Here is a 13,678-nt window from a genome sequence, read left to right on the forward strand (position 1 = left end):
ATATGTTACAGGGAAACTACTCCACTACCGTCGAGTGAAGTGATGCGCGTCGCCCCTCCCCGCTCCGAATTCCTCGCGCTCAGCGCGCGCGGCAACGTCATCCCGGTCACCGCCGAATTGCTCGCTGATCTCGAGACCCCGGTCTCGGCCTTCGCGAAGCTGCGCGCCAAAGGCCCGGCCTTCCTCCTCGAATCCGTCGAGGGCGGCGAACACCTCTCGCGCTACAGTTTCGTCGGCTGCAATCCCCGCAAGATCATCTCCGCCCGGGCCGGCGACGGCGATCCGCTGCAGGAACTCGAACGCGAGATGAAGCAATACCGCCCCGTCGAATTGCCGGGGCTGCCGCCGTTCACCGGCGGCGCGGTCGGCTACCTCGGCTACGAGTTCATCCACGGCGTCGAACGCACGGTGCCGCTGGCGGCGCGCGACGAGCTCGGCGTGCCGATGATGTGGTTCATGCTCTGCGACTCGCTGGTCGTGTTCGACCGCGCGCGCCAGACGCTGCGCTTGATCGTCAACGCCCACATCGCGGCCGATGCGGGAGCCGCCTATGACGCCGCAGTGGCGGAAATCGAACGCCTGCGCGCGGTCTTGCGCGCCCCCTGCCCGATCGCTCCGGCTGAATTCGGCGAGGCCGACCACATCACCGTTCCGCCCGGCAATCACTCGCAGGCCAGCTTCGAGAAGATGGTCGAGGATTCGAAGGAGTTCATCCGCGCCGGCGATATCTTCCAGATCGTGCTCTCGCAGCGCTTCACCCGCGCATTCAGCAAGACCCCGCTCGATCTCTACCGCGCGCTCCGCACGGTCAATCCCTCGCCCTACATGTTCATCCTCGAGACGGGCGAGTTCTCGCTCGTCGGTGCGTCTCCCGAGGTCCACGTCCGCCTCACCGGGCGCCACGCCGAGATCCGCCCGATCGCCGGCACTCGCCCGCGCGGCAAAACGCCAGAGGAGGACGCCGCGCTCGAAAAGGACCTGCTCGCCGACGAAAAGGAGAAGGCCGAGCACCTCATGCTGGTCGACCTCGCGCGCAACGATTTCGGCCGCGTCTGCAGTTACGGCAGCGTGAAGGTGCCCGAGTTCATGACCATCGAACGCTACTCCCACGTGATGCACATCGTGTCACAGGTGGAGGGACAACTTGCGCCAGAACGCTCCGCCTTCGACCTCATGCGGGCAACTTTCCCGGCTGGCACGGTCAGCGGCGCGCCGAAAGTCCGCGCCATGCAGTTGATCGCCCAATTTGAAGGCACCCAACGCGGCACCTACGCCGGCGCCCTCGGCTATTTCAGTTACAACGGCAACCTGGATTCCTGCATAACCCTCCGCACGGCACTGCTTAAGGATGGGCAAGTGCACGTCCAAGCCGGTGCCGGCCTCGTGGCCGATTCTGTGCCCTCGACCGAGTATCAGGAGACGATCAACAAGGCCTCGGCCCTCTTCAAGGCCATCGCCTTGGCCGAAAAAATCTAGTCGGAGCGCGTCCGAGCGGCACAGACACCCGTATTTCGGGTCAAACAGCCACGCTGGGAATTTCCACGCGGGGTCCGGCATCTAATGTGCAGGACACCGGTTGAAATGACCACTGTGTCTCAATCCATCCACGCCATGCCTCATCGCAAAAAGCTCCTCCCCGCTGCGCCGGCTGTCGGAGAAACCGCCTCAGTGCGCGTTCAGACTGTTTCAATCCCGTCCGTCGACGAAGGTCTGACGGTCCGTCCCGAAATCAAACCCGCGCCGACGGCGGCCCAGTCCGAGTTCGACAAAGCCTCCCCCGTCGACCGTCGCGACGAACGCTCGAATCTCCAACTCTACCTCAACGAAATCCGTCAGACGCCGCTCCTGACCATCGAGGAGGAGATCAAGCTCGCCGCCCGCATCAAGCGCGGCGACAAATCCGCCCGCGACCACATGATCAAGGCGAACCTCCGCCTCGTCGTGAAAATCGCCTACGACTACAAGGACATGGGCCTGCCGCTCATGGACCTCATTTCCGAAGGCAATCTCGGCCTCATCAAGGCCGTCGAGCGCTTCGATCCCGCCAAGGGCGGCAAGCTCTCCACTTACGCCGCCTGGTGGATCAAGCAGTCCATGAAGCGCGCCTTGGCCAACCAGTCCAAGACGATCCGCCTCCCCGTCCACCTCGTCGACAAGATCGCCCGCATGCGCCGCACCATCGCCGCGCTCACCGACGAGTTCGGTCGCGAGCCTACGAACGAGGAGATCGCTTACGAGATGCAGATGCCGATCAACAAGATCGCCCTGCTCAAGACCGTCAGCGTGCGCCCGGCCTCGCTCGATGCGCCCGTCGGCGAAGACAGCGACTCCGCCACGCTCGGCGACCTCGTCGGCGACGAAAGCACGATCGCGCCCGACGCCGACCTCGGCGAACGCAACCTCCGCGAAAATCTCCGCGCCATGGTCGACTCCCTGGAACCGCGCGAGGCCGAGATCATCCGGCTCCGCTTCGGTCTCGACGGAAAGGACGAGCTCACGCTCGAGGAAGTCGGCAAAAAGTTCAAAGTCACCCGCGAGCGCATCCGCCAGCTCGAGTATCTCGCGCTCTCCAAGATCCGCCGCCAGATGGCCAAGCACGACAAGCAGCGCACCGCCGACGAGATCGATCAGGAAACCCGCGCCGAGGAACGTGCCCAAACCATCCGCGACTACCTCGCCCGCAACGGCAAGACCAACGACTGACGGATAACCGCACCACTCCCGCTGCTGCAGGCGCCTCCCCAAACGGAGGCGCCTTTTTTGCGCGCGGTTTGCCGAAACACCGCAGTCAAGCAGCGCGCCAGCCGCGAAACCCGCGGCGCACAGCACAATTTTCCGACGATTTCGGCCGTATCCCGCTGCGTGATGAGGTATTTGCCTAAAGTCCAACGCATCAAAGACGAAGAACAGTGAAGACCAGCCCCCGATGGTGACCGAACTCGCCGCACGAACTTTGGATCGCGCTTCCGCTGCTTTGCAGACGACGCGCATCGCCTGCTTGCCCGAAATCGTCAAGTTGCTGAACACACTCTCCGGCAACACCGACGAGGTCTCCGTCATGGAGCTGGCCGAGGTGATCCAAAACGATCCCATCGTGATGTCCAAGGTGATCGCCGCGGCGAACACCTACTACTACAACCCCAACGCTGTCGCCGTTTCCAACGTCATCCAGGCGATCCACGTGATCGGATTCGAACGCATCCGCTCCGTCGCGATGTCGCTGATGATGGCGGAACAGGCCGCCCGCGGCCAAACCGCCGAAGAGCAGCGCGTCATCACAGTCCAAGCACTCACCGCTGGCTGCCTCGCGCAATCGATGGCCGCCAAACGCAGCCTGCTCGACAAGGACCGCGCCTTCGTCTGCGGCTGTATGCGCAGCTTCGGCCATATCGTGATGGCGAGTTGCATGTTCGACGATTACAAGCAGGCACAGCAGCAGGACGGATCGGAGGATGAGAACTACCGTCGCGTCTTCGGCCTGACTCCGCTCGAACTCGGCTACCAATTGCTGCAAGCCGCGAACCTGCCCGAGGAAATTCTCGTCACGCTCCGCTCGCTCCCGTCGGAGGCGCTTGCGGCCCTCGAGCAGCGACCGGACGAACAGATGCTCGCCGTCTGCGAATGCGCCGATCGTCTCGCCGATCTTGCGTGCGACCCCCAAATACCTATCGAGGAATTTGCCAACCGCTCTGCCGAGCTGGTCCGGCATTTCGGCAACGCACTCCCGGATCTCGGCGACGAGCTGCACGGTTTGATGCAAGCGGCCACGCACCAGCTCGACTACATCGTGCGCACCTTCCGCCTGCGCAATCTGCCCACGCGGACGATCTCGCGACTGCGCTCGTGCCGCAACTCGATCGATCCGGAGCGTATCGCCGCTCAACAGGCGCAAGCCGCCGCCGCCGCCGCCGCGCCGGCGGCCGCAGCTGCACCGACCGCTCCGCCGTTCGAAAGCGCCAACGTTTCCACTGCGCCCCCGATCTCGACGGCGCCCGCCACCGCGACTCCATCCACCGAGCGCACCCCGCAGTCGGCGAACCCGAGCATGGCCTCGCCCCCCGCGCCTCGCCCTGTCGCGGCACCTGAGCCTTCGCTCGCCGCGTTGAAACTCCCTGACTACGACTGGCAGGCGAGCATCAAGCTGCTGGCCGGTCGCCTAGCCGAGCCGGGCATGACCCGCGCGAAATTGCGCGAGACGATGCTCGCCGTCATCTGCGCCGGCCTCGGTTCGACGGAATCCCTGCTGTTCCTGCACCGACCGAAGCACACCGGCTTCCCGCTGAGCGAGGGCTTCGGGCAATTCCACGAACGACTCGCGCGCAGCGGAACTCCGCCCCTGCTCCACCGCGGCGACCGGACCGTGTTCGGCGTCTGCCTACAGCGCAACGAAAACGTCAACATCCACCACGCGCACGATCCCAAGATCGCGACCTACCTCCCCGCGTGGTTCAAAGGACAGGCTGAACTCGGCGCCTTCGTGCTCTTCCCGTTCACCGACGCGGTGCACCCGCAAGGTGTGCTGCTCATCGGCTGGCCCGATGCGTGCCAAATCACTCTGCCTTCGTATCACGTGCATGCGATCCGCACGACAATCGCGTTCGTCTGCAAGGCGCAGCAGCGCTTCCATTCCGACGCTTAGGGCGGTCGCAGTGACTCCGTAGCCGCGACACCAGCGAATGGAAACGCCAACCGCTCGCTGGCGCTCGCGGCCACCGGGATTTCCGGCGGCGGCGTTGATTCTCGAAAACACGATCGGGCTGCTCCGTTCGGTCGTCGCTGGCACTCGGGATACGCAAGGTGTGTCAGGCAACCCCGCTCGGCGATCGCGGGCTGTCTTGCAAGTGCACCTACGGATCGACGCGGCGCGGGAGGGCCGTGGAGGACAATCCGGGTAATTTTCCGGCCCCCAAAAAAGGCGCCCGCGTTGCTGCGGGCGCCTTGAGAGTGTTTCGCGAGAGTCGCGAAGCGGAGGAGGTTATTCCTTCTTCGCGGCCTCGTCGAAGATATCGCCGAGGTTCGTGAGGTCGGAACCGCTGCTCTGCTTGGTGAACTGCTCGTAGGAAGCGGTCTCCTGCGCGAGCTGCTCGGCCGAGTAGTTGGCGGCCTTGATCGAGAGACCGATGCGGCGGCCTTCGCGGTCGATCTTCACGACGCGCGCGGTGACTTGCTGGCCGGGCTTGAGCTCGTCCTTCACCTTCTCGACGCGCTCTTCCTTGATCTGCGAGATGTGCACCATGCCGTCGATGCCGTCCTTGAGCTCCACGAAGGCGCCGAAGTTGGCGATCTTCGAGATGGTGCCCTGGACGACGTCGCCGATGCGGAAGTGCGCATCGATGTCGGTCCACGGATCGGTCATCAGCTGCTTCATGCCGAGGCTGATGCGCTGCTGGTTCGGATCGACGTCGAGCACGATGGCGTCGACTTCGTCGCCCTTCTTGAGGACTTCCGACGGGTGGTTGACCTTGCGGGTCCAGCTCATGTCGGAGACGTGCACCATGCCGTCGATGCCTTCTTCGAGTTCGATGAAGGCGCCGTAGGTGGTCATGTTGCGGACCTTGCCGCGGACGCGAGCGCCCACCGGATAGTTGTGGCGGACCATGTCCCACGGGTTGGGCTCGAGTTGGCGGAGGCCGAGCGAGATCTTCTGCTCTTCCTTCTGGATGCCGAGGACGACCGCGTCGAGCTCCTGGCCGACCTTGAGCAGTTCGGAGGGCTTGGTGATGCGCTTGGTCCAGGACATCTCGGTGATGTGGACGAGGCCTTCGACGCCCGGCTCGAGTTCGATGAACGCGCCGTAGGGGACGAGGTTGACGACCTTGCCGCGGACCTTCGCGCCGACCGGGAACTTGTGGTCGATGTTGTCCCACGGGTTGTTCTTGGTCTGCTTGAGGCCGAGGGAAACGCGCTCTTTCTCGCGGTTGATGTCGATGACCATGACCTCGATCTCCTCGCCCTGCTTGAGCATTTCGGAGGGATGGCCGATGCGGCCCCAGGACATGTCGGTGATGTGGAGCAGGCCGTCCATGCCGTCGAGGTCGATGAACGCGCCGAAGTCGGTGATGTTCTTGACGACGCCCTTGCGGACCTGGCCGGGTTGGAGCTTCTCGAGGAGCTCGCGGCGCTTGTTGTGGCGCTGCTCTTCGATAAGCTCGCGACGGGAGAGAACGATGTTCTTCCGCTCGTGGTTAATCTTGAGGACCTTGAAGTCGTAGGTCTGGCCGAGATACTGATCGAGGTTCTTCGGCGGCTGGATGTCGATGTGCGAGGCCGGGAGGAAGGAGTCCACGCCGATGGAGACGAGGAGGCCGCCCTTGACCTTGCCCTTCACGCGGCCCGAGACGATGGAGCCTTCGTTGCAACGCGTGAGGATGTTTTCCCAATTCTTCTTCTGCTGAGCCTTTTCGTAGGAGAGGACGGGATTGCCTTCCTTGTCCTCGAGCTTTTCGAGGAGGACTTCGATCGCGGAGCCGACTTGCAGCTCGCCGAGGTCGAAGAATTCATTGGCCGGGATGGCGCCTTCGGCTTTGCCGCCGATATCGACGATAACTTCGTTGGCGCGGATTTCGGTGATCGTGCCCGGGACCATCGTGCCTTCCTTCAACTTGTCGAAGGAGGATTGCTCGAGCAGCTGTTCCATTAACGAACTCATTTGACTGTGTGCCGAAGACGCACGTCGCACTCCGACGCCGCACGCCTTCCAAGCGGTGGACCCTTGCGGATCCGTGGGTTGATTGTTTCTGGCTAAGGCCGGTGGGAGTGCCGCGGCAGCACCGGCTGTGACGAAGAACGCCGCGAAAGGGGACGAAAGTCCCGAAAGCTCCCCCGCCCCGCAAGCGGAAAAATCTAGTTTTTCCGGCCGGCCGGCGCAGCCTTCTGCTCGGCCAAAACCTGCTGCAAGACAGCGAAATACGTCTCGTAGAAGCCATGCTCGCGCAGCGCGCGTTCGGTCGGTCCGCCGAGCCCCTGGGCCTCGACCTGCTCGGTCAGGCGCATGCTGACCTCGGATTGCGCGGGGCCGACGTCAGCGATCGTCACCTGCGCCACGAGCTGCCGCGAGTCGGCGAACGCCACGCTCGTGTTGATCCGGCTCGCGGCTTCGACGCGAAGGTCAGTGATCGACGAGCGCGTGAGATTGAAGTCGAGCCGCTTGAACGCCGCCTGCACCGCCGCGTAGACCGCGCGCGCCTCGCCGTCGACGACCTGCGTCTTCGGCGGCACCTCGGCAAAGCGGTCGCGCACGCGTGATTCGAGCGACTCGCAACCGGCGAGCAGACCGAGGAACGCGACGAGAACGAGAGCGAGCGGAGTTTTCATGGAGTCGATTGGGACAAGTTCGTCGCGCCGTGGTGCCGCGCGCTCAGGCTACGGCGACCGGTTTTCCCGTGACAGGCTTGTCTGCGGTCGCCTTGGCGGCGGCGGGCTGCTGCTGCGACAGGCAGTGCAGCGTGCCGAGCCCCCAAATGATGTGGTAACAGTCGACGCCGATCGTCTGGCGACCCGGGAAACAGCTCGCGATGATCTCCAGTGCCTGCGCGTCGCGCACGCTCTGCCGGAACGTCGGGACGAGCACCGCACCGTTGATGATGAGAAAATTCGCGTAGCTCGCCGGCACGCGTCGGCGCTGGAACGCGAAGGGCTTCGGCATCGGCAGCTCGACGATCGAGAACTTGCCGCCCGCCGGCGTGCGGAACGATTTCAGCCGCTCGAGATTCTCGGCGAGGATCGGGTGGTTCTTGTCGCGGTCGTTCGGCTCGACGCAGGTGATGAAGCCGTCGGACTTGTAGAAACGCGTGATGTCGTCGATGTGTCCATCGGTGTCGTCGCCGATGATGCCGTCGCCGACCCAAAGGATCTGCTTCACGCCGAGAAAATCCTTCAGGTTCTTCTCGATCTGCGTGCGCGAGAGGTGCGGGTTGCGGTTCTTGTTCAGGAGGCACTGCTCGCTCGTGAGCAACAGACCTTCGCCGTTCACATCGATCGAACCGCCTTCGAGCACCATCTCATTTTCGAAGCGCCGCAACCCGAGCTTGGCGCCGATGCTCGACGGGATCTGGTTGTCGAGATCGTAGGGCGGGTATTTGCCGCCCCACGCGTTGTAGGTCCAATCGGTGAGCGCGACCTCGCCGGTCGCATCGTTCTTCACGAAAATCGGACCGTGATCGCGGCACCATGCGTCATTCGTCGGGTGATCGTAGAACGTGACGCGCGAGAGATCGGCGCCGGCCTTCTCGCAGAAACGTCGCGCGCGCTTGTGCAGGTGTGCGGCGGCGTTGATGCGCACCTCCTCGAAACGGCTGATCTGCGTGACGAATCGCGCGAAGGCATACGGCACCGGGCGAAACTGGCGCGGCCAGGAATCGTAGTTGTGCGGCCACGAAAGCCAGATGGCGTCCTGCGGCTCCCACTCCGCCGGCATGCGAAAGCCGAGCGAAGCCGGCGTTTCGATCTTCGGTTTTGGATCTGTTTTCTTGGATTTCTTGGCGGGCATCGGGCGAGGGCGCGGCAAAATCCGCGCGCGTTCGTCAGGGGCGGAAGGGTTCGGTTGGCGACGGCGTTCCTTAGTCGCGGAAACGCTTCGTGAGATCGCCGTAGGCGTCGATGCGGCGGTCGCGCAGGAACGGCCAGTGGGTGCGCGTAACGTCGACCTTTTCGAGATCGATTTCCTGAAGGATGATTTCCTCCTTATCGACGCTGGCCTTCTGGAGGATTTGGCCGCTGGTGCCGGCGATAAAGCTCTGGCCCCAGAATTCGATGCCGTCGCCGCCCTCGGGCGTCTCGGTGCCGATGCGGTTCACCGCGGCGACGTAGCAACCGTTCGCGACTGCATGGGCGCGCTGGATCGTCTCCCATGCGCCGTGCTGGTTCGCACCGTATTCGGCCTTTTCCTTCGGATGCCAGCCAATCGCCGTCGGGTAGAAAAGAATCTCCGCGCCGGCCATCGCCGTGAGGCGCGCGCCCTCGGGATACCATTGGTCCCAGCAAATCAGCACGCCGATCTTGCCGTATTTCGTCTGCCACGCCTTGAAGCCGGTGTCGCCCGGCGTGAAATAGAATTTCTCGTAGTAGAGTGGGTCGTCCGGGATGTGCATCTTGCGATAGATGCCAAGGAGCGAGCCGTCCGCGTCGATGATCACCGCGGTGTTGTGGTAGAGACCGCTCGCACGCTTCTCGAAGAGCGACGCGACAATCACGACTTTGTGCTTCTTCGCGATCTTCTGAAACGCCGCCGTGCTCGGTCCGGGGATCGGCTCGGCGAGCTTGAAGTAGTCGTGGTTCTCCGCCTGGCAGAAATACTGAGAGCGGAACAGTTCCTGGGTGCAGATGATCTTCGCGCCTTTCTTCGCCGCCTGTTCGGCGAGCGCGAGCGTCTTCTTGAGGTTCTCCGCCGGATGGACGGAGCAGGCGTGTTGGAGCAGACCCAGCGTGACTTTCATCGCAAAAAATTTCGAGTGGCGGCGTGTGCCGATGATTGCGCGGAGGGAACGGTCCGCACCGCCCGAACACAAGTAAACTCTGCGCGGAAATGCGCAACTTTCCCCGTGACGAACAAGGTTTTGACAAGTCACCGTGCAATTGTAAAAGGCTTCCCCAGCCGGTGCTGTCCACGCCGGACATCCCTACCCGCCGGCCCGCAACCTGTCACCTCACACCATGTGCGCTGCTCCCCGTCCCCTGATCGTCGTCGTCGAAGATGAAAAAGAGCTCTGCTCGCTGATCTGCCAGCACCTCGAAGACGCGGGCATGCAAACCCAGCCCTACGACCGCGCCACCCCCGCGCTGCGCTTCCTCGAGCGCAACTTCGCCAACCTGCTCCTCCTCGATCTCAATCTGCCCGACACGACCGGCTTCGATCTGCTCTCCACGCTCAAGCAGCACGACATCCACGTCCCCACGATTTTCCTCACCGGCAGCGCCGCCGAAGCCGACAAGGTCAAAGGCCTCAACATGGGCGGCGACGACTACGTCACCAAGCCTTTCAGCTACGCCGAACTCGTCGCACGCATCAACGCCGTGCTCCGCCGCGCGGAATCGAAGACCGACTTCAACCTCACCAAGAACGTCAAGACGGTCGACCAGCCCTTCGAGTTCCTCGGCGCCAAGGTCCACCCCGACCGCCTCGAAATCGAATTCCCCAACAACGTCGCGCACAAGATCGGCCGCAAGGAACTCGGCATCCTCGCCTACCTCAACACGCACCGCCACGTCGTCATCACGCGCAAGGAGCTGATCCACTCCGTGTGGGGCATCCACGCCGACGTCCGCAGCCGCTCCCTCGACCAATACATCGTGAAAGTCCGCGCCGCCTTCGCGAAAAACGGCCTGACACTCGACAGCTTCAAGACCGTCCACGGCATCGGCTACATCTTCGAGCCACCGGCCGCTTGAGGCGCGCACGCGCTTCACGCAAGTTGAAGTTGGAAGTTGAAGTTCAAGTATGGCCGGTCTCCGACCGGCCTTTTTCATGCGCGAGCTTGGCGTGCGAATCTGCCACCGCCGCGCTAGGCCGCCTGTTTTCACCACGGATTGCACGGATATTCACGGATGGAAGCATACAGTTCGCGCCTCGCGGTGAAATCATGTGCCGCGCCGGCCGACGCCCACGAACCGAACGGACGCCGCAAGATCGCGCCCCATCACACGCAACGTGATCCGTGCCATCCGTGTTATCCGTGGTTAAACACAACGTCCGTTCGCGGCACGCGCTGAACTCGCGATTCGACACACACCGACTTCAGCCGCCCCTCAGAACAACTCCTGCTGTCCCGTGTAGCGCTTCTGCGCTTCCGCCAGCGTCGAGCGCATTTCCATCGATTCGAGCAGCGGAAGCAGCTTCGCGGTGTCTGGCTCGCCCGGCTCCACCCACGGCATCGGCGAACTCGTGCGCAGCGTCGTCAGCTTCAGATTCCGCCGCAAATCCTCCGCGCGCGCCGCGACTTGCTCGCGGAACCGTTCCGGCTTCAGCGTCGTCGCCGCCGCGATCAGTCCTTCAAGCGAGCCGTGCTCCTCCAGCCACTTCGTCGCCGTCTTCGGTCCGCAGCCGTCGATGCCAGGAATGTTGTCCGACACGTCGCCGACGATCGCGAGATACTCCGCGATCTTCGCCGGCGGCACGCCGAACTTCTCCACCACCCCGGCCGCGTCGAGCACGCGCCAGCCGAGCTTCGGGTTCGCCGTCGGCGGAGGCAGCAGGATCTTGATCCGCTCGTTCACGCACTGCGCGAAATCCTTGTCGGCGCTCACGATCAACACCTCGTGCCCGGCCGCCGCCAGCACGTGCGCCTGCGACGCCAGCAAGTCGTCCGACTCCACGCCGTCGAGTTCGATGCCGACCAAGCCCATCGCGCGCGTGATCTCCTTGATCACCGGAATCTGCCTCTCGAGCGGCTCCGGCGTCTCCTTGCGGTGCGCCTTGTATTCCGGATGCAGCGCCAGCCGGTCCTGCGCGCCGCCGAGATCGAAGAAACACAGCGTGAAGTCCGGCTTCTCCTGATCCTGCAGGCGCCAGATGCTCTTCACCCAGCCGTGCAACGCGCCCGTCGGAAACCCGTCCGCACGTGTCAGCTCCGGCATCCCGTAGAACGCGCGGAATGCGAGGTTGTAGCCATCCAGCAGCAGCCATTTCGCCATGCGACAACTGCTGTCGGCGTCGCCCGGTAAATTCAAGAGGTATCCACCGCGCGCGCTCTGAGCGGCATCCCTCACTCGGTTATCAATTTTCCGCAAAAAAACGACGGCGGAAACCAAGCACTGGCGGAGATTTCAAATCCGGCTGTCTTGCTTCACGTCACACGCCATCACGGCAGTCCGTGCCTGGTGCGTGATCGGTCACCTCCCGTTCTTTTCGGCTCCGCCGAAACAACCAAAACCCACGCGCGCGCGGCGACACGGCTTCGCGCGCCAAAACTGAGATACCGACCATGCATCCATCGATACCATCCTCCGATCAAAACGTCCCGGCCTCCGCATCACCCGCTCCGCAGCCAACCGGTGAGCCGGCCTTCCCGTCCCGCCGCGACTCGCTGCGTCTCATGGGCGCTGGCGCCGCGCTCCTCGGGCTGACGGCCTTCGGCAACCGCGCCGCCGCCGCCGGTCCGGCCGGCGGTTCGCTCCTCGAGTTCGCCGCGACCGCGCTCACCATGGCGAGTATGCGCGCGCTCAGCCCCACCGGTTGGGATGACGGCGCCATTGTGGTGCTCGAAGGCTATTTCTTCCGTGGCGACGGTGGCGGCGGACTCTTCGCGTGGCACGCCACTGACACCACCACCGACAATTCCGGGACGATCATACAACTCAACGGCCAATCGACCGGCCGGCTCTGGCGCATCGGGCCCGGCACAACCTACAACGAAATCTCCACGACGCTCGACGTGCGCTGGTTCGGGGCCATCCCCGACTACGCCTCGAACGTCACTCCCTACCTCGCCGCCGCCGCGGCCGCATTGCCGACCAATGGATTCGGCACGCTCTACTTCCCTGCCGGCGTCTATGTTTTCGGCAGCAAACTCGCCCTCGCCGCCAACGCTCCCGGCAACCTCACGCTGAAAGGCGACGGTCCGTCCTCGACGATCTTCTACAACGTCATGTCGAACTCCGGCATGATCGAGATCGCCGGCAACACCGGCCTGCATGACATCGGCTTCATCAACGGCAACGGCTCGCCGAACGCCAACGACTGCGTCTTCCTCCGCGACGGCAATCTCCGCGCCACCAACCTGCACTTCAGCGCCTTCACCAACGACGCGTGCCTGCATCTGCGCAACGGCTTCGCCCAGATCAGCGGCGTCGTCACCACCAACCTCGACGGCTGCCAGCTGCTCGTCGAGAGTTGCGGCGGCCGCGTGAGCAACTGCTTCTTCAGCGCCGGCAACGGCGCCGGCAAGACCGTCCGCCCCTGCTGCATCGTGCAGGCCAACCCGAGCGGCGGCGCGCAGACCTCGCTGCACATCGACAGTTGCAGCTTCAAGGGTCAGGGGCCGTTCCCGACCTACGACGGCGGAGGCACCGCCTCCACCATCGTCCTGTCTTCCCGCTACGGTCCGGTCCACGAAGGTCTCATCACCAACGTATTCATCGACACCACCTCGAGCATCGGCACCCAACAGGACACCATCGGACTCCTCGCCGAAGGACGCAGCAACGGCTCCTCGGACGTCTCCGGCTGGACCGTCAGCAACTTCTACGTCAACGGCTGTCAGGACGCGATTCGCCTCCACGGCCGTGACCTCGGCTCCGGCAAGAACGTCTCGTCGTTCACCATCTCGAACATCTACTCCGTCGGCGGCAACGTCGGCACGACCACCGGCGTGCACGCCAACTTCATCGACTGCTGCGCCGTCACACTGACGGGACTGCATTGCGCGGACGGCTCGGGCCTGACCGACGCGGTCCACATCTACTGCCTCGAAAACAACTACTGCGACACGTTCACCATCTCGGGCGTGACTTCCGGCGCGCCCGCGTATCCGCCCAACCGCACGGTGGTCGTCTGCCACGGCAACGTCCGCAATGTCTTCAGCATTCACCACGCCGCGAATTCCGGCACGCCTTACGGCGTGCAAGGCGGCGCGAGTAAGGGCAACGGCCTCCTCTTCCTCTGGCCCAACGGCAGCGGCGGCCTGAATTGCTCCGGCTCGCTCGCCCAAAACGTCTGATCCGCGCGCGCCCCGCGCTCGCACAC

10 protein-coding genes are annotated in these 13,678 nt (G+C 63.8%); 5 read left to right on the forward strand and 5 right to left on the reverse strand.

The genetic code is table 11. The features are described from left to right. The first annotated feature begins 42 nt into the window (after positions 1 to 42). The 3 genes from trpE (at position 43) to KF715_02915 (ending at position 4,639) form a co-directional block, all read left to right on the forward strand. Positions 43 to 1,476: an anthranilate synthase component I gene (gene trpE, locus KF715_02905; protein ID MBX3735614.1), complete on the forward strand. Its 1,434-nt coding sequence runs from the start codon at positions 43 to 45 to the stop codon at positions 1,474 to 1,476. Between the two features lie 135 nt (positions 1,477 to 1,611). Then, a complete protein-coding gene (locus tag KF715_02910; GenBank protein MBX3735615.1) occupies positions 1,612 to 2,703 on the forward strand; it encodes an RNA polymerase sigma factor RpoD/SigA in 1,092 nt (363 codons plus the stop codon). A gap of 295 nt (positions 2,704 to 2,998) precedes the next feature. Next, on the forward strand, positions 2,999 to 4,639 hold the full coding sequence (locus KF715_02915) for an HDOD domain-containing protein (GenBank protein MBX3735616.1): 1,641 nt from the start codon (positions 2,999 to 3,001) through the stop codon (positions 4,637 to 4,639). 336 nt (positions 4,640 to 4,975) lie between these two features. Here KF715_02915 and rpsA read toward each other — a convergent pair whose 3' ends face one another. From rpsA to KF715_02935, 4 genes are all read right to left on the reverse strand, one after another. Continuing rightward, the gene (gene rpsA, locus KF715_02920) at positions 4,976 to 6,637 is read right to left on the reverse strand and encodes a 30S ribosomal protein S1 (protein ID MBX3735617.1); all 1,662 of its coding nucleotides are present in this window, start codon (positions 6,635 to 6,637) and stop codon (positions 4,976 to 4,978) included. Between the two features lie 206 nt (positions 6,638 to 6,843). Beyond that, a complete protein-coding gene (locus tag KF715_02925) occupies positions 6,844 to 7,314 on the reverse strand; it encodes a hypothetical protein (protein ID MBX3735618.1) in 471 nt (156 codons plus the stop codon). 43 nt (positions 7,315 to 7,357) lie between these two features. Next, entirely contained in the window at positions 7,358 to 8,416 is a 1,059-nt protein-coding gene (locus KF715_02930; protein ID MBX3735619.1) for an agmatine deiminase family protein, read from the reverse strand. Positions 8,417 to 8,558: 142 nt separating this feature from the next. Beyond that, positions 8,559 to 9,434 carry a carbon-nitrogen hydrolase gene (locus tag KF715_02935; GenBank protein MBX3735620.1) on the reverse strand — a complete coding sequence of 292 codons (876 nt, stop codon included), beginning with the start codon at positions 9,432 to 9,434 and terminating at the stop codon, positions 8,559 to 8,561. A gap of 217 nt (positions 9,435 to 9,651) precedes the next feature. Here KF715_02935 and KF715_02940 point away from each other — a divergent pair, with 217 nt between their 5' ends. Next, a complete protein-coding gene (locus KF715_02940; protein ID MBX3735621.1) occupies positions 9,652 to 10,386 on the forward strand; it encodes a response regulator transcription factor in 735 nt (244 codons plus the stop codon). Between the two features lie 357 nt (positions 10,387 to 10,743). Here KF715_02940 and KF715_02945 read toward each other — a convergent pair whose 3' ends face one another. After that, entirely contained in the window at positions 10,744 to 11,628 is an 885-nt protein-coding gene (locus KF715_02945; GenBank protein MBX3735622.1) for a 5'-3' exonuclease, read from the reverse strand. Positions 11,629 to 11,918: 290 nt separating this feature from the next. On the opposite strand from KF715_02945, the gene KF715_02950 reads away from it, so the two are divergent. Further along, a complete protein-coding gene (locus KF715_02950; GenBank protein MBX3735623.1) occupies positions 11,919 to 13,652 on the forward strand; it encodes a hypothetical protein in 1,734 nt (577 codons plus the stop codon). The last annotated feature ends 26 nt before the right edge of the window (positions 13,653 to 13,678 follow it).

The organism is Candidatus Didemnitutus sp. (assembly GCA_019634575.1).
Taxonomy (GTDB): Bacteria; Verrucomicrobiota; Verrucomicrobiia; order Opitutales; family Opitutaceae; genus Didemnitutus.

Bases quoted from the DNA above. Each gene is read 5' to 3' on its own strand.
- KF715_02935 (MBX3735620.1), bottom strand. From the start codon at position 9,434: ATGAAAGTCACGCTGGGTCTGCTCCAACACGCCTGCTCCGTCCATCCG.
- KF715_02925 (MBX3735618.1), bottom strand. From the start codon at position 7,314: ATGAAAACTCCGCTCGCTCTCGTTCTCGTCGCGTTCCTCGGTCTGCTC.
- KF715_02940 (MBX3735621.1), top strand. From the start codon at position 9,652: ATGTGCGCTGCTCCCCGTCCCCTGATCGTCGTCGTCGAAGATGAAAAA.
- KF715_02930 (MBX3735619.1), bottom strand. From the start codon at position 8,416: ATGCCGGCGGAGTGGGAGCCGCAGGACGCCATCTGGCTTTCGTGGCCG.
- trpE (MBX3735614.1), top strand. From the start codon at position 43: ATGCGCGTCGCCCCTCCCCGCTCCGAATTCCTCGCGCTCAGCGCGCGC.
- rpsA (MBX3735617.1), bottom strand. From the start codon at position 6,637: ATGGAACAGCTGCTCGAGCAATCCTCCTTCGACAAGTTGAAGGAAGGC.
- KF715_02945 (MBX3735622.1), bottom strand. From the start codon at position 11,628: ATGGCGAAATGGCTGCTGCTGGATGGCTACAACCTCGCATTCCGCGCG.
- KF715_02950 (MBX3735623.1), top strand. From the start codon at position 11,919: ATGCATCCATCGATACCATCCTCCGATCAAAACGTCCCGGCCTCCGCA.
- KF715_02910 (MBX3735615.1), top strand. From the start codon at position 1,612: ATGCCTCATCGCAAAAAGCTCCTCCCCGCTGCGCCGGCTGTCGGAGAA.